Raw genomic sequence first — 19,217 nt, 5'->3', positions numbered from 1 at the left:
TCGTCCCCCCGGGCCGTGTCCGACCTTGCCCTGCCCTCACCCCGGGGGAGCCGCCTCGCCGTCGCGCCGTGTCGCCAGCAGCAGGGCGATGTCGTCGGGCCGGTCCGCGGTCTGCCGGGCCATCGCGGTGAGCCGGTCCGCGACATCCCCGAGGGAACGGCTCGCAGGAATGTCGGCCGAGGCCAGCGCCCCGCGCAGGGCGGCGATGCCCTCGTCGATGTCGTGCCCGGGCCGCTCCACCAGCCCGTCCGTGTACAGGGCGAGGATCGCGCCCGGCTCCAGCCGCAGCTCCGTCACCGGGTAGTGGGCGCGCGGGTCCACCCCGAGGACGACCCCGCCGGGCAGCTCCACGACCTGGGTACGGCCGTCGGGATGGCGCAGCAGCGGCGGCAGATGCCCGGCGCGGGCCGCCCGGGCCACACCGGTGGCCGGATCCAGCCGGACGTAGCAGCAGCTGGCGAACTGACCCGGGTCCAGGTCGATGAGGAGGCGGTTCGTGCCGCCCATGACCTCCTGGGGCGGCCGGTCGCCGAGCGCGAACGCCCGCACCGCGCTGCGCAGTTGCCCCATGGTGGCCGCCGCCTGCACCCCGTGCCCCTGGACGTCCCCGATGACCAGGGCCAGCCCGTCCCCGGCCTCCACGACGTCGTACCAGTCGCCGCCCACGTCCATGCCCTTGGTGCCCGGCAGATAGCGGCCCGCGGTCTCCACGCGCGGGTGCTGCGACAGCCGCCGGGGCAGGAGGGCCTGCTGCAGCCCGCGCGCGAGGGCGGCCTCGGTGTCGTAGCGCTGGGCCTTCTCCATCGCGTGGGCGATCAGCCCGGCGAGCGCGGTGAGCACCGTGCGTTCCTCGGTGCTGAAGCTGCGCGGACGGTCGAAGCCGAGGATGCACGAGCCGACCGGGCGGCCCGAGGCGATCAGCGGGAGGAAGGCGCGGGCGCCCACCGGGGCGTCGAGCTCGATGCCCGGATAGGCGGCCGCCAGCTTCCGCATCGAGTCGAAGAAGAGCGGCCGTCCCGTGGTGAGCGTCTCCACGCCGGGCAGCCGGGCGTCCAGTCCGACCCCTTCGAAGGGGGCCAGGAAGCCCTCGGGGAAGCCGGACTCCCACGCCAGGTACAGATGCCGTTCGTGCAGCAGGTAGATGGCCAGCATGCGGCCGCCGAACGCGGGCAGCAGCTCCTTCATGACCACCGCCGACACCTGCCGGGCGGTCACCGCCTCCGTCAGCGCGATGGCCAGCACGATGGGCCGGTACAGGGGAGCGGTGGCGGCGGCGCCCGGCGCCGGGACGTCCGCGTCCACCGGCTCGGGGGCCCCGTCGTCCGGCACCCGGTTGGCCGGGACCGCCGTCCAGGTGACGAGATCCGCGCCGGGATACAGGGACATGCGCAGCCAGTCGCCCTCGTACGCCGGCGGGACGGCGGGCCGCTCGGCGACGGTGGGCAGCCGCACATGGAAGTGCGCGGGCTCCGGGGACAGCAGGGCGGCGCGCAGGTACTCCTCGTAGGTGCGCTGGTTCAGCGACGGCACGGCCTCCCACAGCGGCCGGCCGACCAGCCGGTCCAGGGGCACGCCCAGGAGGTGCCCGGCCCGGGGATTGGCGTAGACGACGATCCCCAGCCGGTCGAGGCAGAACACGCCCTCCGGAAGGAGGTCGGCGGCTCCGTCGGCGAGGGAGCCCGGGCCCGGGTCGAGAAGCACGCCGACGAGGGGGCGGGACGGGGCGTCGGCCGGCTCCGCCCCCTCGTCGGTCGCCTCCCACAGTTCCAGCAGCCGTAGCGCGCCCTCGGCGGTGCGCATCTGGATCGGCAGCGGCGGGGGCCGCCCCTGGGCCGTCCGGCGCAGCAGACCGGGGAGCCGATGGGCGTCCGTCGGTTCGAGAGCCCGGGTCAGGGCGTCCAGCGTGCCGTGGGCGTCGCCCGGGCGCAGTCCGAACAGTGCGCGGGCCCGCTCGTCCACGGTGACGGCGTCGGTCACCGGGTCCCACGAGAACTGCCCGGCGCGCCCGGGGGCCGCTCTCGCGATCGGCGGCCGGACGCACAGCGGCTCGTCGTCCCAGGTGACGGCCTCGCCGTCGTCCTCCAGACGCAGCAGGGCCGCGCCCATGGCGTCCGCGACGGCGGTCAGCCGCTCACGCTCCGCCAGGATCTCCGCCGCGTCGGCCGCCGCCGGGCGCAGGACGGTGAGCACACCGAACGACCGGCCCTCGGCCACGACGGGCACGTAGAGCGAACCGAACTGGAAGGGCAGCCCCGCCGCGAACTGCGGATAGCGGCGCATGGTCTCCGTGGCGTTGGCCAGCACCACCGGGATGCCCGTCCGGTGCACATCGGCCACCGGGAAGGGCCGGTCCACGTTCAGCCGCCACCAGGGGCGGAACAGCTTCCCGGGCAGCCCCGCCAGGACCGCGAGGCGCAGCAGCCCGGACGTGCCCGAGCACAGGTAGACGCCCCCGGCGTTGCCGCCCGCCGCCCGCAGCGCGTCCGCCACGACCCCGGTCAGCAGCGCGGGCGACGGTCCGGACGGCTTTCGCTCGTCCCCGGCGCTCCCAGTCATCGGCCCTACCTCGTCCGTGCGCCGCCGCGTGTGCCTCACAGCAAGAATGCGCCACACCTGCCCGGATGTGCATCCGGGCAGGTGGCGGAGCGGCCCGGGCCGGTCAGGCGGCGGAGGCGCGCAGCGTGCTCTTGGCGAGCTCGTACGCCGGGAGCATCGCGTTGTGCTCGTCGGTGTCCAGCCCGCCCAGATGCAGGACGACGGGACCCGCCGAGGTCGTGACGGCGAGGGCGTGCTCCGTCTTCGACTCCTCGAGGACCTTGCTCGTGGTCACGTACTCGACCTCGGCGCCGGTGACGTCGCCCGCCTCGAACGTGCTGTACTTCGCCCCGCTCGCCTCCGGCTCGGCGGCCACGAAGGCCTCCAGCACGGTGCGCGCGTCGGCGTCGCCGGGCTTGCCGGTCCACACCCGGAGGAAGCCGATCTTCCCCGCGGGCTTGGCGTCGATCTCACAGGCCATGGTGACCGGGCCCTGGCGCGCGAACGCGTCGACGAGCTCGGCCAGGTCGCCGCCGGCGGTCGCCTCCGTGGTGTCGACGGCCTCGGCCTTCCAGAACTCGGCGATGTCGAAGGTCACCGGAAGCTCGCAGGCGGACCCGGAGGCCCCGACGGACCCGCCGCGCTCGGCGACCTTCGCCGACGTCCTGGCGGTCGCCTTCGCCGACGCCCCCGACGCCGTGTCCGAGTCGGCGTCCTCGGCTCCGCATCCCGTGACCAGCCCGGTCAACAGGGCTGCCAGCGTCAGCCCCCGCCCTACGTTCCCCACGTTCCCCACCCCGAAGCGCACCGCTGTGTCTCCTCTCGACGCCGGCGCGATGCCGGCGGAGCACTGTAACCGAGGAGGTCATGGCCCTCGCCACCGAGATTTCCGGCGCCCGGCCCGGTTGCCCCGGCGCGGAAGAGTGACGCACCGTCAGATCTGGGCCCGACCGGGAACGCATAGCGGCATGAGCTGGACCGCGCCGATCCGAGGGGCACACCACACATGGCCGAACTGACCCGTCGCAGGCTCCTGGGCTCGGCCGCCGGCACGCTGGGCGCCGCCGCGGCCCTCACCCTGCTCCCGCCGAGCGTGCAGCGGGCCGTCGCGGCCGGACAGCCGCGCCGCGGCTCGCTCGCCGACGTCGAGCACGTCGTCCTGCTGATGCAGGAGAACCGGTCGTTCGACCACTACTTCGGCACCCTGTCCGGGGTGCGCGGCTTCGCCGACCCCGACGCGCTCACCCTCGACACCGGACGCTCCGTCTTCTATCAGCCCGACGCCGAGAACCCGAAGGGCTACCTGCTGCCCTTCCACCTGGACACCCACACCTCCAGCGCCCAGGCCATCCCGTCCACGAGCCACTCCTGGGCGGTGCAGCACGACGCGTGGAACGGCGGCCGGATGGACCGCTGGCTGCCCGCCCACCGCAAGGCCGACGGCGCGAACGGCCCCTATGTCATGGGCTACTACACACGGGAGGACATCCCGTTCCAGTTCGCCCTCGCCGAGACCTTCACCCTCTGCGACCACTACTTCTGCTCGGTGCTCGGCCCGACCTGCCCCAACCGCCTGATGTGGATGACCGGCAGCATCGACCCGCTGGGGGTGGCCGGCGGCCCCGTCACCAGCAACTCCGCGCCGACGCCGTACAGCTGGACGACGTACGCCGAACGGCTCCAGGCGGCCGGGGTGAGCTGGAAGGTCTACCAGCAGGTGGACGACTACGGCTGCAACGTGCTGGAACGGTTCGCCGCGTTCAAGAACGCGCAGCCCGGCTCCGAACTGTACGAGCGGGGCGTACGGCCGCAGCCGGAGGGCACCTTCGAGGAGGACGCCCTGAGCGACCGGCTGCCGACGGTGTCCTGGATCATGCCGCCGGGCCGCCAGTCGGAGCACCCGGACTATCTTCCGGCGGCCGGCGCGGCCTTCGTCGCCTCGAAGATCGAGGCCATCGCGGCCAACCCGGAGGTCTGGGCCAAGACCGCGTTCATCCTCAACTACGACGAGAACGACGGCCTGTTCGACCATGTGCCGCCGCCCACCCCGCCCGCCGGCACGTCCGGCGAGTTCGTCGGGGGGCTGCCGATCGGCGGCGGCTTCCGGGTCCCCGCGATCATCGTCTCGCCCTGGACCGTGGGCGGCTGGGTGGCCACCGAGACCTTCGACCACACCTCGACCCTGCGGTTCCTGGAGCGGCTCACCGGGGTCGCCGAGCCCAACATCAGCTCCTGGCGGCGGGACGCCTTCGGCGACCTCACCTCCGCGTTCCGCTTCGCGTCCACCGCCCCGCGCCCGCCCGTGCTGCCCGACGACACGATGGAACTGCTGCTGAAGGCGCAGACGGAGGTCGCCACCCTGCCCAAGCCCACCCTGCCGGGCGCCGAGCAGACGTTCCCGGCCCAGGAGACGGGTCGCCGACCGCAACGCTGATCCCCGGCGCCGGTCAGCCGTAGGCGAGCGCCTCGGGGGGTTCTGCGCGCGTAGACAACGCACTGCCCTGCGGGAGGAAGAACAGGGCGCAGATGTGCAGGGGCTCCGGCTCCCGGTTCTCCGCCATGTGCACACCCTGCGGTCCCACCGGCTCGACGATGCACCCGCCGGCCGGCGTCACGCACTCGGAGCCGTCCGCCAGGGTCCGGGTCAGCACGCCGGCCGTCACCACGGCGACGACCCGGCCCTCGTGGTAGTGCCAGGGCAGCGAACCGCCCGGCGCAATCGCGTAGTTCGCCACCGCGACCCGGGTGCCCTCGGGCACGGCCAGGGCCAGTTCTTCGGTGAGGACGCCGTCGGCGAGCAGGGTCGGCACGGGTTCGACGGTGGTCGGTCCCGCCGTGCGACGTAACCTGGCCGGGGTCATGTTCCGCTGGTCAGTGCGTTCCACAGAAGTGACATTAGCCCACTTGAGTTACAGCGGCGTGACCGGGAGTCAGCAAGCGCGCAGCGCCCGTAGGCAGGTCGGGCCGCCCGGCGGCGAGGCAAATGTGAGGTAGACGGCTTGCGGGCCGGATGATCCTGCCGGGCCGTCTTCGCGTCTTCCATGACGTGACTCGCACGAAACATCGTGCGACGAGTGTTTGGGGACGACCTTGAGCATCCTGCGTCCGGAAGTGGAGCGGCCGCACGGCGACCGCGTGGAGGACGAGCCTCGCGACGGCCGCGCCGTGGACCGCCGGGCCGACCGTGGGCCGCGCCGCGGCGCACCGGCGCGCCTGGCCGCGTTCGTCGGCCGGACGCTGCGGGACGAGTGGAACGGCATCGTCGTCGATCCGCTGCGGCAGCTGCGCCGACGCGGGCCCGGCGCGCTGCTGCTGGCGTTCGTGGCCTGCGCGGGCGTGATCTTCTTCCATGCCATCGCCCAGCACCCCGCCGGCGCGGCGGCGGTGCGGATCCTCGGCGGGGTCCAGGGCGACCTGCCTCTGTGGCTGGCCTTGTTGCGCACCCCGGTCTCCCTCTACGTCCCGGCCCTGGACCTGCCGGTGTGGGCCGGCATCACCCAGCTGTTCCTCGCCTTCGCGCTGGCCGAGCTCGCCCTGGGCCGCCGCAGGACCCTGCTGATCGCCTACGCGTCCACCCTGGCCGGCACCCTCACCGTGCGGGTGATGCTGGCGCTGGGGCCGGACCGCTGGGGCCTCGGACTGCCGCCCGAGGTCGGACAGGTGCTGGACACCGGCCCGTCCGCCGCGGTCGTCGGACTCTTCACCTATCTGTCGGTCGTCCGCCGCGCGCCCATCGTGTTCACGCTCACCGGCGGCTCGATGGTGCTGGAGTCGATCGCCAAACCCAACCTCGCCGGCCGCGAGCATCTGATCGCGGTGGCCGCCGCCGTCGTCATGGGTCTGCTGCACGAACGCGCCCGCCGTAAGAGGCAGGTCACGGCCGCTTCGGAGGGGCGAGGTGCGGCGCTTGCCTGAGATGTTGCTATGAATTCGTGGGGCGGTTGAACACTTCCGCCTCCGGCTGCGTATTGGGCCGGGGGATTTCATGGCCGTGGCCGCCGACAACGCGTAGGAGCACTCCTTGGTACAGAACAGGCGCAGACGCCAGACGGGTGGGCGGCGGGCGACCTTCGCCGCGGTCGCCCTGATCCTCGGCGGGGGAGGGCTGATGGCGGCGAACGTCTACGCCTCGGCCACCTCCAGCGGCGAGACGGTGGAACTGGCCGGAGGGGGCTCGGTCACCATCGACTGTCCCGACGTCGGCAACAGCCTCACCAGCGTTCCCGAGGGCGCCAGGACCGAGGTCGACCGTGAACTCGCGCTCCTGGACGAACAGATCGCCGCCGCCTACCGGCAACTGCAGGACCAGGCGCAGGCGGTGCGGCAGGACCCCGGCTTCGCCGACAACGCGGTGATGAATCCGCTGAAGGAGAAGCGGGGCGCGACGATCGGCCGTATCGCCGAGGCCATCGACCGCGAGGGCGACCGTCCGGACGGCGTGGACGCCCTGGCCGCCTGCTCCCTGCGCATCACCGAGGAGCAGAAGCAGCAGGAGCAGGGCGGACAGCAGGGCGAAGAGCAGGGGCAGGACGCAGGCCAGGAACAGGGCTCGGCTCAGGAGCCCGGTCAGAACGGCCAGCAGGGCAACGGCGGTCAGGCCGGCAACGGTCCCGTCGCCGGGGACTACGTCGACATCAAGACCGTCGCGGCCACCCAGCAGCTTCCCGACCCCCGCTCGGGCCCCTCCCGCGGCACCTTCGTCACCAGCTGCGGAGTCAACGCCAACGGGCTGTTCAACTCCGACAACGTGATCGTCGCGCCGGGCGTCACCAACGGCGCCCACCACTTCCACGACTACATCGGCAACCAGTCCAACAACGCCTTCGCCTCCGACGACGACCTCGCGAAGGCCGAGACGAGCTGTGTGGACCAGAGCGACAAGTCCACCTACTACTGGCCCGTCCTGCGTCTGCAGAACGGCGCCCAGGAGAAGGACGCCAACAGCCCCGGCGGCGGCATCGAGGGCAACGCGGGCGAGATCGTCACGGCCAAGCAGGTCACGCTGACCTTCGTCGGCAACCCCAGCTCCAAGGTGACCGAGATGCCCCGGCTGCTGCGCATCATCACCGGTGACGCCAAGGCCTTCGTCAACGGCACCACCAACGCCAACGCGTCCTGGAGCTGCACCGGGTTCGAGGACCGTCAGCTCAAGGACAAGTACCCGCTCTGCCCGGCCGGCAGCGACGTGGTGCGCACCTTCCGCTTCCAGAGCTGCTGGGACGGCGCCAACATCGACAGCGCCAACCACCGCACCCATGTGGCCTTCGCCGCCGCCGACGGCACCTGCCCGGCCGGCTTCGAGGCCGTTCCCCAGCTGGTGCAGCGCATCGTGTACGACGTCGACGCGCCGAGCCTGAACGACGGCGGGAAGACCACTCCGCTGTTCGCGGTGGACTCCTTCCCCGAGCAGCTGCACAAGCCGGTCACCGACCACGGCGACTTCATCAACGTCTTCGACGAGAAGCTGATGCGGGAGATGGTCGACTGCATCAACGAGGGCCGCACCTGCGGAGCGGGCGCGGACGACGGCGCAGGCGACGGCGACAACGGCAACGGCGACAACGGAGACAACGGCAACGGGGACAACGGCGGCGGCAACGGCGACGACAACGGTTCGGACGACGGCGGCCAGCAGCCGTCCCAGAGCCCCGAGGCGCCCGCGAGCGAGCCCGCGACCACCGCACCCGCCACCACCGACCCTGTCGACACCGAGCCCGACACGGGCGACGACGGTGCCGGCGGCGTCCCCGTCACCACCGACCCCACCCGCGACACCAAGCCGTCGGCCAAGGCGGCCACCTCGGCGCCCGCCGCCGCGTCGGCCGCGTCCGGCGCGTCGGGCGGCGAGATCGGCTCGCCCGCGACCGCTCCGCCGACCGTGTCCACCCCGGCGCAGACGACGCCGCCGGCCGACACGGGCACCGGGACCCTCCCCGGCGGGACCGAACCGCAGGCGGTCCAGGGCGACCTCGCCGAGACCGGAGCCAGCCTGTGGCCCGGCGCGCTCGGCGCCCTGCTGGTGATCGGCGGCTTCGTGGTCCTGCGCCGCAGCACCCGAGGCAACTGAGCTCCGGCCTGAACACCCGACGAGGGGCCCGCCGCACCGCCGGCGGGCCCCTCGCTCGCGCCGTCCCCGCCCCGTACGGGTGCTCCCGCACGCAAGAAACCGCCCGGGCGCCGGATCACGCGGTATACGTCGCTCGACTCGAACAGCGCGCGACGACGGGAGACCCATGAAGGACAGCAACGAGAGCGGGGAGCACACCGGCGAAGACCTGGGGGAGTACTACTACGACCTCGGCAGTCACGGCCGGTCCGTGACGACCTCGTCCCCCGAGGCCCAGCTGTGGTTCGACCGCGGACTGGTCTGGTCGTACGCCTTCCACCACGAGGAGGCGGTCGTCTGCTTCGAGACCGCCGTGCGCGCCGACCCCGACTGCGCCATGGCGCACTGGGGCATCGCCTACGCCCTCGGCCCCAACTACAACAAGCCGTGGGAGTTCTTCGACGAGGAGGACCTGACGACGACCGTCGCCCGTACCCACGCCGCGGTCGAGCTCGCCCACGAGAAGGCCGCGACCGCCACCCCCGTCGAACGGGCCCTGATCGGCGCGCTGCGCGCCCGCTTCCCGCAGACCCGCCCCGCCGAGGACTGCGCGGTGTGGAACGAGCCCTACGCCGACGCCATGCGGGCCGTCCACGAGCTCGCCCCCGACGATCTCGACGTCGCCGCCCTGTACGCCGACGCCCTGATGAACCTCACCCCCTGGCAGCTGTGGGACCTGCGCACCGGAGAGCCCGCCGAGGGCGCCCGCACCCGGGAGGCGAAGGCGGTGCTCGACCGTGCGCTCGCCGACGCGGCCGCGGCCCGGCACCCCGGCGTCCTGCACTTCTACATCCACCTCATGGAGATGTCGCCCACCCCCGAGGCCGCTCTCCAGGTCGCCGACCGGCTGCGCGACCTGGTGCCCGACGCCGGGCACCTCCAGCACATGCCCTCGCATCTGGACGTGCTGTGCGGCGACTACCGGCGCGTCGTCACGGACAACACCGCCGCGATCGCAGCCGACGAGAAGTACCGGGCACGGTCCGGAGCCATGAACTTCTACACGCTCTACCGGTCGCACGACTACCACTTCAAGATCTACGGCGCGATGTTCCTTGGCCAGGCCGGGACCGCCCTGGAGACCGTGGAACGGCTGGAGGCCTCCATCCCGGAGGAACTGCTGCGCGTGCCGAGCCCGCCCATGGCCGACTGGCTGGAGGCCTTCCTCACCATGCGGTTCCATGTGCTGATCCGCTTCGGCCGCTGGCAGGACGTCCTCGACGTGCCGCCGCCCGCCGACCCGGTCCTCTACAGCGTGACCACCGCGATGTTCCACTACGCCCGCGGCGTGGCCCTCTCCGCCACCGGCCGCGTCCCCGAGGCCGAGGCCGAACGCGTCCTGTTCCACGCGGCGGTCGACCGTGTGCCCGAGACCCGCATGCTGTTCAACAACACCTGCCAGGACGTCCTCGCGATCGCGTCCGCGATGCTCGACGGCGAACTGGAGTACCGCAAGGGCAACCACGACCTGGCCTTCGCCGCCCTGGAGCGGTCCGTCGCACTGGACGACGCCCTCCCCTACGACGAGCCCTGGGGCTGGATGCAGCCCACCCGGCACGCCTACGGCGCACTGCTGCTCGAACAGGGCAGGATCGCGGAGGCCGAGGCGGTCTACCGGGCCGATCTCGGACTCGACGACACCCTGCCGCGCCCGTCGCAGCACCCCGGCAACGTCTGGTCGCTGCACGGTTTCCACGAGTGTCTGGTCCGGCTGGGCAAGGACGCGGAGGCCCGGATCGTGGCCCAACAGCTCAGGTTCGCGGCCGCGCTGGCCGACGTACCGGTCCGGGCGTCCTGCTTCTGCCGCCTCGACGCCACCGCCGACGGCGCGGGCGAGGTCACATCGGAGTGCTGTGGCATGGACAATTGACAGAGATCGTTGGCGCTGTAGACGCATGACAGGGAGCTTCGGAGCATGGCGGGCGCACGGTGAACGAGACACGTAGGACGAAATGGGCGCTGCCGCACCTGCGCCCGGCGCAGCAGGACGCCGTCGCCCGCGCGCGGGGCTGGGCCCGGATCGCGCTGGTGCTGGTGGCCGGCTGCGTCGCGGTGGTCATGGCGGGCGCCGGCTCCGGCGGCTGGCTGATCCTGCTCGCCGGATTCGCCCTGCTCGCCCTGGCCGGCGCGGGCGTCTGGTGGATGCTGGCGCACCGGGGCGGACCCCGGCTGGTCGGCGGACTGGTCGCCGTCACCGCGCCCGTGGGCGTGCTGGTGCTGTACGCCACCTCCGGCCTGTGGCCGGTGGCGGTGGGCGCGATCGCGCTGTGGGCGGGCGCCCTGGCCTCGGCCCGGGCCTCGCTGCGCAGCGTGCGCCGTCCCAAGGGCACGCACGGCCGCAAGACCCCGCCGCCGCGCCGACCGGTCCTGATCATGAACGTGCGCTCGGGCGGCGGCAAGGTCGGCAAGCACGGCCTCGTCGAGCACGCCGAGGCGCTCGGCGCCCAGGTGATCCTGCTCGGCACGGACGACACCTACACCGACCCGGCGGTGGAGGCCCGCCGGGCCATCGCCGAGGGCGCGGATCTGATCGGCGTCGCGGGCGGCGACGGCACCCAGGCGCTGGTCGCGGCCGTGGCCGCCGAGCACGACGTGCCCTTCCTGGTCGTCGCCGCGGGCACCCGCAACCACTTCGCCATGGACCTCGGCCTCGACCGCACCGATCCCGTGCGCAGTCTGGACGCCCTCACCAACGGCGTCGAACTGCGCGTGGACCTCGGCGACGTCGGCGGCCGGGCCTTCGTCAACACCGTCTCCTTCGGCGCGTACGCGGAGATAGTGCAGAGCCCCGAGTACCGCGACGCCAAGGCCGCCACCGCCCTCGAACACCTGCCCGACCTGCTCCTCGGCGGTTCCGGCGCGACGCTGGACGTCCGCACGGACGACGCCCGTCTGCACGCGCCGCAGGCACTCCTGGTCAGCAACAACGCCTACGCCCGTGCCGACCCGCTCGGCGGCGGCCGCCGCCCCCGGCTGGACGCCGGACTGCTCGGCGTGATCGGCATCCGGGTCGAGGGCGCGGCCCAGGCCGCGGAACTCGCCCTGCTCGGCGAGCGCGCGGGCAGCATCACCTCGGTGACCTCCCGGAGCGTCGTCGTCGAGGCCGACCGGGAGCGCATCGCGGTGGCCGTCGACGGCGAGGCGCTCGAACTGACCGCCCCCGTCGTGTGCACGGTACGGCCCGCCGCGCTGCGGGTCCGGGTGCCCCGGCACCGCCCGGGCGCCGTGTATGCGCCCCCCACGGTCGACTGGCGGCGCGTCTTCCGCCTCGCGCTCGGCCATCCCGACCCCCGCACGATCAAGGAGGCCTACGATGTCTGACCGCCGCCCGAAGCTCCCCCCCACCCTGCGCCTGGTCGGTGACCTCGCCACCCTGGACCAGGCGCTGTACGAGGCGGTCAGCGTGACCAGGACGCCGACCCTGGACACCGCGTTGCGCCGGCTGTCCGCGGCCGCCGACCACTCCAAGCTGTCCTTCGCGGTCGCCGCCGCGCTCGCCGTGCGCGGCGGCCGCCAGCGGCGCGCCGCCGCCATGGGCGTCGCGGCCATCGGCATCGCCTCGGCGACCGCCAACCTGCTCGGCAAGCAGCTCGTACGCCGCCCGCGTCCGCACCGCGCCGAGGACTCGCCGTTCCCGGGGCGGCATGTGCCGATGCCGCACTCGGCCTCGTTCCCCTCCGGGCACACCGCCTCGGCCGTGGCCTTCGCGGCCGCCGTCGGCCCGACCCTGCCGGTCACCGCGGTCCCGCTGGGCCTGCTGGCCTGCGCGGTGGGCTACTCCCGGGTCCACACGGGCGTGCACTACCCGGGGGACGTGGTGGCCGGCGCCCTGCTGGGCACGGGCTCGGCGGCGCTGGTCCTGGCCCTCGCCGCCCGCAACGAGGGCTGAGCTCCCCCTAGGGCCTGCCGCAGTGGAGGAAGACGTGCGGTTCGGGCACGGCCTCGGGATGGTCGGGGGTGAACAGCACGTTCTCCTCGGCCAGCACGGTCAGACCGGCTGCGGTGACCACGTCGACGAGATCCGGCACGGCGAAGCTCGTGACCCGCACGGGCTGCCCCATGAACACGGCGTCGACGCCCTCCACGTCCAGCGGCACGGTGGCGAGCACGAGACTGCCTCCCGGCCGCAGCGCCCGCGCCAGCCTGCCGATCACCTCGGCCTGCCGGGCCCGCTCCATCTGGAGCAGCGAGAAGTACACGCAGACCGCGTGCAACGAGCCTTCCTCCAGCGGGAGCTCACGCACGTCGACGCAGCGGAAGGCCGCCTCGGGCACCTGGCGTGCGGCGAGGTCGACCATCACGGGCGAGACGTCGACGCCCAGTACGTCATGGCCCGCGCCCGCCAGGGTCGCGGCCGTCGGCCGCCCGGTCCCGCTGCCGACGTCCAGCACGGAACTCCTCGGCGCGAGCCGCCCGAGCAGCCACTCCAGGGACCTGTGATGCGCCTCGGAGTGCGCGAACGCCTTCTCGTACACGGGTCCCAGCGCGTCGAACACCCGCGCCGCGCGCTGCCTGTCGTCCTCGCTCGTCAAGCCGGCCTCCTCAGGGGGATCGCATTTTCCGCTACCGTGAGTAACATGGTCAAATCCTCTTGACGGGGTCCTACTGGTGAGTAGCTAAGCCCCGGGTAACCGCCGTTCCGTTCGGAGGACCCCCCATGCCCTCTCCCGAGGATGCCCTGCAAGAGGCCCGCAACGCCTACGAGGAGCACGCACGCACGTGCCGACAGTGCCACTTCGACCGGTCGCCCTGCGCCGTCTCCAAGCTGCTCCTGCGCGCCTACAACAACGCCAGAAGGGCTCAGGCGCGCCCCGACTCCGCGTTGCACTGAGTGAGACGCCGCGCTGAGCTGACCCGCTGAGCCGGCGCGCTGAGGCGGTCACCCCGGCGCGGCCGTGGTCACCGTCAGGTTCCGGATCTCGTAGCCGCCGATCTCGTCCTTGAACGAGATCCGCGGCCGGCCGGTCATCCGCAGACCGTCGAGCGCGAACAGCCGGCTCAGCAGGACGTCCGCCTCCAGGACGGCGACCCCGGCGCCGGGACAGCGGTGAGCGCCGTCGCCGAAGGCGAGCCCGGCCGTCCCCGCGCCCTGTGCGAGCAGCCGCCCCGGACGCAGGCGGCCCGGGGCGCGGCCCACGACGTCCGGGTCCGCGTTGGCCTCGTCGACGAAGACGGTGATCAGCTCACCCGGGGCGACCGACGACTCCCCGACCCGCATCGGCGCGGTGGCCCGCCGGGACAGGCGTCCCACGACGGGCTCCAGCCGCAGGATCTCCCGGAGCAGCTCCAGCCGCTCCGGCTCCTCCGCCGCGCGGTACCGCTGAAGGAGCCGCGGATCGTCGAAGAGATGCCAGGCGGCGACGCAGATGAACTCGCGTGTGGTGACCATGCCCGCCGCCGCGTACGTCAGGCACTCGCCGAGGATCTCCGCGTCCGAGCACCCCTCGGCCAGCAGATGGGAGATCAGGTCGTCCCGCTCCCGACGGCGGTGCGCACGGATCGCGGGACGGACGTCGGCGAGATGGATGCGCAGCCAGTTCGCGTTCTGGCGCACCAGCCAGTAGAGGCCCCGGAGGCTGGTCAGCCCCGGCTGACCGAACTCCTCGGGGAAGAACCGCTCCAGCCTGGACTTCAGCCCCGGACGGCTGTGCGTCAGCCCGAGGATGTCGCTCACCACCTCGATCGCCATGGTGAAGCTCAGATCGGACAGCTGCGCCGTACCGGCGGCCCGGACCGTCGCCACCTGCTCCTCGGCGACCCGCGTCATCAGCTCGCGGTAGTGCTCGTCCACGCGCCGGGGAGTGAAGAAGCGGGCGGTCTGCCGCCGCTGCTCACGGTGTCCGGGGCCGTCCTGGTAGAGCACGGGACGGCGGATACGGGACGGCAGCTTCTCCACCGTCTCTATCCCGAGACCGGCCTGCACCGTCTCCGCGCCGCGCAGCACCTCACGTGCGGCCGTGTAGCCCCGGACCTCCCAGGTCCCGTCCGCCCCGCGGCGCACCGGGCAGCCCGGCCGGGCGGTCCCCCGCTCGACCTTGCGTACGCTTTCCCGTGAGTCCCCCATCGGGCGTCCTCCGCTTCGCAGCACCGGACGCCAGTCTCCCCGGGACGCCGGTTCCCGCGATGCGCGAAAACCGGCCACGCGCACCCCTGTGCGCGTGCGCCCTCACAAGGGGCGGACGGCGCCCCGCAGGGCGCCCTCGCCGAACGGGAGGATCGCCTCCTCGCGGATGTACGAGCCCGGGCCCGGCGCGTGGATCATCATGCCGTTGCCCGTGCACAGTCCGGTGTGGCTGAGGTCGTCGAAGAAGAAGACGAGATCGCCCGGGCGCAGATCGGCCAGGCTGATCCGGGTGAAGTCCCGGGCCTGGTCGATGGCGGCCCGCGGCAGGGTCACCCCGGCGGCCTTCCAGGCGGCCTGCGTGAGGCTGGAGCAGTCGTAGGACTCCGGCCCCGTGGCTCCCCACACGCACGGCCGGCCGATCTGGGCGCGGGCGAAGGCGAGCGCCTTGTCCGCCTTCCCGAGGTACGCGGTGCCGGTCGTGCTGGCGGTGAGGTCGGTGGGGGCCGCGGCCGGAGGAGCGGTGGCCTGAGGGGCGGCGGCCTGGGGAACGGCGGCCGGTAGGACCGGCTCGGCGGGGAGACCGGCGGGAGCGGCCGGGAAACCGGCGCCGTTCGTCATCAGGTCCGACGCCGGTGCCATGACGCCGAGTTCGGACGTCTGGTAGCCGGAGGCGTATCCGGTGGGCGCTGCCGCGAAGCCGGACTCCGGTGCCATGAGGGGGAGTTGCTCGGGCATCACGAACCCGGAGGGCGGTGTGAACCCGTCGAGTTGGGACGGCTGGTAGCCGGACGCGGCGGGGCCGGCGCCCGGTGCCGGGAAGGCGGCTCCCGGTGCGGCCAGGCCGAGTTCGGGGATCGGCAGGCCGAACGGCGGTGTGCCGAAGCCGAGTTCCGACGCGCGGTAGTCGGGAACAGGTGCGGGAGCGGGTGCGGGGGCCACGACTTCGGGTGTGGCGAAGCCCGACGCCGGTGTGGCGAAGCCGAGTGCACCGGTCGTGAGGAAGCTCCCTGTGTCGCCCGGTGCAGCCGCTCCGGAAGCGGCGGCAGCCGGCCGTCCCGCCCACGCGGCCGTGATCTCCGCCCGGAACGCCTGCTGTTCCGCGGTGTCCCAGGGCTGCTGGACCGGCTGCGGTTCGGCAGGCGGCTGCGCCTCGACCACCGGCAGGACGGCCGTGGGCATGGCCGATGCGACCATGGCCGACGCGGGCATCGACTGCATGGGCTGGGGCTGCATGGTCTGCGACTGCATGGGTTGCGGCTGCATGGTCTGCGACTGCATGGGTTGCGGCTGCATCGTCTGGGACTGCATGGCCTGGAGCTGCGTGGCCTGCGGCTGCATGGGCTGGGACTGCGTGGCCTGCGGCTGCATGGGCTGGGACTGCGTGGCCTGCGGCTGCATGGGCTGGGACTGCGTGGCCTGCGGCTGCATCGCCTGGGGCTGTATCGGCTGCGCGATGGCGCGGGCCAGCACCTCCCGGGCCGTGGCGAGCTTCCGCCCGATCTGCTCCTTGGTGTTCTTGAGCGAGGCCTGCCGGTTCGCGGGAGCGGAGGCGGGCGAGGCCGGAGAGGCGGGCGACGCGGGCGCGGCGGGAAGGGCGAGGGCGGCGGGCGCGAGGGCCTTGGGCTCGTCCCGGCGCTGCTCGGGCACGGCGGGCAGTGCGGCGACGGCGCGGCCGGTCAGCTCGGGAGCCCGTCGGGTGGCGGCCTCCAGCTCCCGCACCACGGGGCTGTCGGCCGAACGCTCCGGTGCGCTCGCCGGGCGCGCGGTCCGGGCCGGGCGCGTAGGCTGACGATCGGCCGGCAGCACGGCGGGCGTGATCGGCCCGACTTTGCTGCGCGCCGAGTCGAACCACTGCTTGGCCACCGCTTCGAGTGACTGATCGTCCGTCCCGCGCGCGCCGGAGCCGCCGCCCTTGCGTGAGCGACTCGACGCGGCACGGGTCGCGTTGAAGGTGCCCGTGTCGGTTTCGGCGCGGTCGTAGAGGGAACTGACCCGCTGCTGGATCTCCGCCCGGCTCGGCTCGTCGGTGCTGTTGCCTGGGGAGCGCGGGCTGCGATCCGTCGCCATGGAAGACGTACTCCTTCCGTGCTCCGCCTGCCAGTCGGCGGCGGAATCCGGGCGACCCCTGGTGCGGGTGCCCCAAGCCCCGTGCCCTGAAGGGCAATCAAAACGGCTAGGCGTCAACCTAGCCAACATGTGTGACTGGTGTGAAGGTTGAAGGGCCAAATGTCCGATACGTATTCGTGACCTTCGTCTCTCTCCGTCACGGACCGCTGTCGTGTGCCTCGGTTACGGAGCGCCGCGCGCGGCCGGTTCCGCTGCCGGGGGCCCGCGTCGGGTAGAACTGGCCGACATGCGCATCGACTACGACCCCGGGTCCCTCGGCGCGGGAGCCTTCTACCGGCTGCTCACCGCCGTCGTCGTACCCCGCCCGATCGCCTGGGTGTCGACCCTGGCGGCGGACGGAACGACCGCCAACCTGGCCCCGCACTCGTTCTTCACCGTCGCCTGCACCGACCCGCCGATCGTCCAGTTCACCTCCGTCGGCCGCAAGGACTCGTTGCGCAACGTCGAGGCCACCGGCGAGTTCGTGGTCAACCTCGCGCCGGAGGAGCTCTTGGAGCAGATCAACGCCACCGCCACCGCTTTCCCCGCGCACGAGGGGGAGTTCGACGCGGTCGGCATCGAGCGGGAGCCCTCGCTGCGCGTGAAGCCGCCCCGGGTGGCCGCCTCGCCCGTGGCCCTGGAGTGCCGGCTGCACTCGACCCTGGGCATCGGCGGCTCCACGCTCGTCCTCGGCGAGGTCGTGCACGCCGCCGTACGCGAGGACGTCCTCGTCGACGGCCACCCCGACATCCGGCGGCTGCGGCCCCTGGCCCGGCTCGGCGGCAACGAGTGGGGCACCGTCGGCGAGGTCCGCGATCTGGCCCGCATCGCCTACCGCGACCGGCCGCCGTCCTGATCGGCCCCCGTCCTGATCGGCTGTCGCCCTGACCGGTCGCCGTCCTGGCCGCTGTCGTCCTGACCGGTCCGGCCTTCCGGGCCTATGATCGGAGCATGACGAGATCCGTGACGAAGCGTGACGGCTCCAGCGGCTTCGGTGGCTCCGGCGGCTCCGGCGGCGTCGACCGTGCCGACAACTCCTGGCGTTCGCTGTGGTCGAAGAACTCGGCGCTGTCGATCGGCTCGGTCGACTCGTTCCTCTCCATCGGCTCCGTGGGCAGCTCGCTGTCCGTCGCCTCGGTCGGCAGCTTCCTGTCCGTGGGGTCCGTCGGCTCCGCCGTGTCCTTGGTCTCCGTGGGCTCCTGGCTCAGCGCGAGGTCGGCGCTGTCCGCGCACTCGGTCGACTCGGTGCTGTCCTGGCGCTCCCGTGGCGGCTTCCGCGCGGTCGGCCCGGCGGCGGCCACCATCGCCGGGGCGGCCCTGATCTACGCGTGGACCGCGAGCCGGGACCGCTCCTCGGCCTGACGTCGAGCCGACCTCGCCGCGGTCCTCGGCCGCGGCCCTCAGCCGGTCGGCAGCAGATCGTGCCGCGCGTCGCGCCACTCGCGTGGGGAGAGCCCGTAGGCGGCGCGGAAGACCCGGCTGAAGTGGGCCGGGTTGGCGAAGCCCCAGCGCTGCGCCACCGCCGACACCGTGGGGGCCATGGCGTCGGACCGGGCCAGCTCGCGGGCGCACCGCTCCAGACGGCGCTGCTGGATCAGCCGGGCGACCGTGACGCCCTCGCCCTCGAACAGCCGGTGCAGATAGCGCACGGAGATGTGGTGCGCCGCCGCCACGGTCTGCGGGGAGAGATCCGGATCGCCGAGGTTGCGGTCGATGTGGTCGCGGACGCGCAGCACATGGTGGTCGCCGGGGCTGCGCTCCGGCACCGCGGCCCGCCCGCTGCGCTGGTCGACCAGCGCGGCGAAGAGGTCCACGACGCCCGTGGCCAGCCGGGCGGCCACGGCCGGGGCGCAGGGCGGGACCGACGAGGTCAGCGAGGTCAGGAAGTTCACCAGCAGGGCGCTGAAACCCTCCGCCGCCGCGATCGCGGTCCCGGCCACCTGCCGCAGGTCCGCGACGGGCAGGCCCACCGCCCGCCGGGGCATGTGCACGACATGGGCGGAGAAGCGCTGCGGAAAGTCCAGCGAATACGGCCGGGCGGTGTCGTAGACGACCAGGTCGCCTTCGCCGACGACGGCGCGCCGGCCGTCCTGGATCAACGTCGCCGTGCCCGCCGTCTGGACGCAGACCGCCACACAGCCCCCGGCGGTGGCCGTGCTCGCGGCCGCGTCGGCGACATGGGCCTGCGTGCGGCTCAGGCGGTGCGCGTCGGCCTCGATCGTGGAGATGCGCAGACAGCCCGGTCGTTCGGTGGAGATCCGGCCCTCGAACGGGCCGTCGCCCCGCGCGGTGACGGTCATCGGCACCAGCGCTCTGCCCAGTGCGTCCTGCCAGTACGCGAGTCGCTCTCCCTCGGGAACCGAAGCAGTCGTCACCACCAGAGCCACCGGGCTCTCCTCTCCACCT

At 73.2% G+C, this 19,217-nt stretch carries 16 protein-coding genes; 9 read left to right on the top strand and 7 right to left on the bottom strand.

Going from position 1 to position 19,217, the window contains the following annotated elements; genetic code table 11:
- Positions 1 to 36 precede the first annotated feature (36 nt).
- The gene (locus ACWD4O_RS20260) at positions 37 to 2,556 is read right to left on the bottom strand and encodes a SpoIIE family protein phosphatase (RefSeq protein WP_451281513.1); all 2,520 of its coding nucleotides are present in this window, start codon (positions 2,554 to 2,556) and stop codon (positions 37 to 39) included.
- Positions 2,557 to 2,659: 103 nt separating this feature from the next.
- Entirely contained in the window at positions 2,660 to 3,322 is a 663-nt protein-coding gene (locus ACWD4O_RS20255) for a lipoprotein (protein ID WP_451281512.1), read from the bottom strand.
- Between the two features lie 219 nt (positions 3,323 to 3,541).
- On the opposite strand from ACWD4O_RS20255, the gene ACWD4O_RS20250 reads away from it, so the two are divergent.
- A complete protein-coding gene (locus tag ACWD4O_RS20250) occupies positions 3,542 to 4,969 on the top strand; it encodes an alkaline phosphatase family protein (RefSeq protein ID WP_451281510.1) in 1,428 nt (475 codons plus the stop codon).
- Between the two features lie 13 nt (positions 4,970 to 4,982).
- On the opposite strand, the gene ACWD4O_RS20245 is transcribed toward ACWD4O_RS20250, so the two are convergent.
- Positions 4,983 to 5,420, bottom strand: coding sequence for a cupin domain-containing protein (locus ACWD4O_RS20245; protein ID WP_451281508.1), 438 nt, complete (start codon positions 5,418 to 5,420; stop codon positions 4,983 to 4,985).
- 280 nt (positions 5,421 to 5,700) lie between these two features.
- On the opposite strand from ACWD4O_RS20245, the gene ACWD4O_RS20240 reads away from it, so the two are divergent.
- The 5 genes from ACWD4O_RS20240 to ACWD4O_RS20220 all read left to right on the top strand — a co-directional run bounded on the left by ACWD4O_RS20240 (position 5,701) and on the right by ACWD4O_RS20220 (position 12,530).
- Positions 5,701 to 6,450, top strand: a complete 750-nt coding sequence (locus tag ACWD4O_RS20240) for a hypothetical protein (protein ID WP_451281724.1) — start codon at positions 5,701 to 5,703, stop codon at positions 6,448 to 6,450.
- A 193-nt stretch (positions 6,451 to 6,643) separates the two neighbouring features.
- The gene (locus tag ACWD4O_RS20235) at positions 6,644 to 8,602 is read left to right on the top strand and encodes a DUF1996 domain-containing protein (RefSeq protein ID WP_451281722.1); all 1,959 of its coding nucleotides are present in this window, start codon (positions 6,644 to 6,646) and stop codon (positions 8,600 to 8,602) included.
- 166 nt (positions 8,603 to 8,768) lie between these two features.
- Positions 8,769 to 10,511, top strand: coding sequence for a hypothetical protein (locus ACWD4O_RS20230; protein ID WP_451281507.1), 1,743 nt, complete (start codon positions 8,769 to 8,771; stop codon positions 10,509 to 10,511).
- 59 nt (positions 10,512 to 10,570) lie between these two features.
- Entirely contained in the window at positions 10,571 to 11,962 is a 1,392-nt protein-coding gene (locus ACWD4O_RS20225; protein ID WP_451281505.1) for a diacylglycerol/lipid kinase family protein, read from the top strand.
- Positions 11,955 to 12,530 carry a phosphatase PAP2 family protein gene (locus ACWD4O_RS20220; RefSeq protein ID WP_358801646.1) on the top strand — a complete coding sequence of 192 codons (576 nt, stop codon included), beginning with the start codon at positions 11,955 to 11,957 and terminating at the stop codon, positions 12,528 to 12,530. Before ACWD4O_RS20225 ends, ACWD4O_RS20220 begins: the two co-directional genes overlap by 8 nt.
- A 7-nt stretch (positions 12,531 to 12,537) precedes the next feature.
- Here the strand turns inward: ACWD4O_RS20220 and ACWD4O_RS20215 are convergent, their stop codons facing one another.
- Positions 12,538 to 13,173 (bottom strand): class I SAM-dependent methyltransferase, encoded by a 636-nt coding sequence (locus ACWD4O_RS20215; protein ID WP_451281502.1) that lies wholly within the window; start codon positions 13,171 to 13,173, stop codon positions 12,538 to 12,540.
- A gap of 125 nt (positions 13,174 to 13,298) precedes the next feature.
- On the opposite strand from ACWD4O_RS20215, the gene ACWD4O_RS20210 reads away from it, so the two are divergent.
- Entirely contained in the window at positions 13,299 to 13,472 is a 174-nt protein-coding gene (locus ACWD4O_RS20210) for a hypothetical protein (protein ID WP_450944951.1), read from the top strand.
- Positions 13,473 to 13,520: 48 nt separating this feature from the next.
- Here the strand turns inward: ACWD4O_RS20210 and ACWD4O_RS20205 are convergent, their stop codons facing one another.
- Together ACWD4O_RS20205 and ACWD4O_RS20200 are read right to left on the bottom strand one after the other, a co-directional pair.
- Complete coding sequence (locus tag ACWD4O_RS20205) at positions 13,521 to 14,705, bottom strand: cytochrome P450 (protein WP_451281501.1); 1,185 nt, start codon at positions 14,703 to 14,705, stop codon at positions 13,521 to 13,523.
- A gap of 102 nt (positions 14,706 to 14,807) precedes the next feature.
- On the bottom strand, positions 14,808 to 16,772 hold the full coding sequence (locus ACWD4O_RS20200) for an NlpC/P60 family protein (RefSeq protein WP_451281499.1): 1,965 nt from the start codon (positions 16,770 to 16,772) through the stop codon (positions 14,808 to 14,810).
- Between the two features lie 286 nt (positions 16,773 to 17,058).
- Here ACWD4O_RS20200 and ACWD4O_RS20195 point away from each other — a divergent pair, with 286 nt between their 5' ends.
- Together ACWD4O_RS20195 and ACWD4O_RS20190 are read left to right on the top strand one after the other, a co-directional pair.
- Complete coding sequence (locus ACWD4O_RS20195) at positions 17,059 to 17,667, top strand: flavin reductase family protein (protein ID WP_451281497.1); 609 nt, start codon at positions 17,059 to 17,061, stop codon at positions 17,665 to 17,667.
- 95 nt (positions 17,668 to 17,762) lie between these two features.
- Positions 17,763 to 18,173: a hypothetical protein gene (locus tag ACWD4O_RS20190; protein ID WP_451281495.1), complete on the top strand. Its 411-nt coding sequence runs from the start codon at positions 17,763 to 17,765 to the stop codon at positions 18,171 to 18,173.
- Positions 18,174 to 18,211: 38 nt separating this feature from the next.
- Here ACWD4O_RS20190 and ACWD4O_RS20185 read toward each other — a convergent pair whose 3' ends face one another.
- Positions 18,212 to 19,198 (bottom strand): AraC-like ligand-binding domain-containing protein, encoded by a 987-nt coding sequence (locus ACWD4O_RS20185; protein ID WP_451281493.1) that lies wholly within the window; start codon positions 19,196 to 19,198, stop codon positions 18,212 to 18,214.
- Positions 19,199 to 19,217 lie beyond the last annotated feature (19 nt).

It is taken from the genome of Streptomyces sp. NPDC002623, assembly GCF_053592635.1.
The sequence above is the reverse complement of the archived record's forward strand: the minus strand, read 5'-3'. Positions and strand labels throughout refer to the sequence as shown.

Coding starts and splice junctions, on each gene's coding strand:
- ACWD4O_RS20195 (WP_451281497.1), top strand. CDS start 17,059: ATGCGCATCGACTACGACCCCGGGTCCCTCGGCGCGGGAGCCTTCTAC.
- ACWD4O_RS20190 (WP_451281495.1), top strand. CDS start 17,763: ATGACGAGATCCGTGACGAAGCGTGACGGCTCCAGCGGCTTCGGTGGC.
- ACWD4O_RS20220 (WP_358801646.1), top strand. CDS start 11,955: ATGTCTGACCGCCGCCCGAAGCTCCCCCCCACCCTGCGCCTGGTCGGT.
- ACWD4O_RS20205 (WP_451281501.1), bottom strand. CDS start 14,705: ATGGGGGACTCACGGGAAAGCGTACGCAAGGTCGAGCGGGGGACCGCC.
- ACWD4O_RS20230 (WP_451281507.1), top strand. CDS start 8,769: ATGAAGGACAGCAACGAGAGCGGGGAGCACACCGGCGAAGACCTGGGG.
- ACWD4O_RS20260 (WP_451281513.1), bottom strand. CDS start 2,556: ATGACTGGGAGCGCCGGGGACGAGCGAAAGCCGTCCGGACCGTCGCCC.
- ACWD4O_RS20210 (WP_450944951.1), top strand. CDS start 13,299: ATGCCCTCTCCCGAGGATGCCCTGCAAGAGGCCCGCAACGCCTACGAG.
- ACWD4O_RS20250 (WP_451281510.1), top strand. CDS start 3,542: ATGGCCGAACTGACCCGTCGCAGGCTCCTGGGCTCGGCCGCCGGCACG.
- ACWD4O_RS20200 (WP_451281499.1), bottom strand. CDS start 16,772: ATGGCGACGGATCGCAGCCCGCGCTCCCCAGGCAACAGCACCGACGAG.
- ACWD4O_RS20235 (WP_451281722.1), top strand. CDS start 6,644: ATGGCGGCGAACGTCTACGCCTCGGCCACCTCCAGCGGCGAGACGGTG.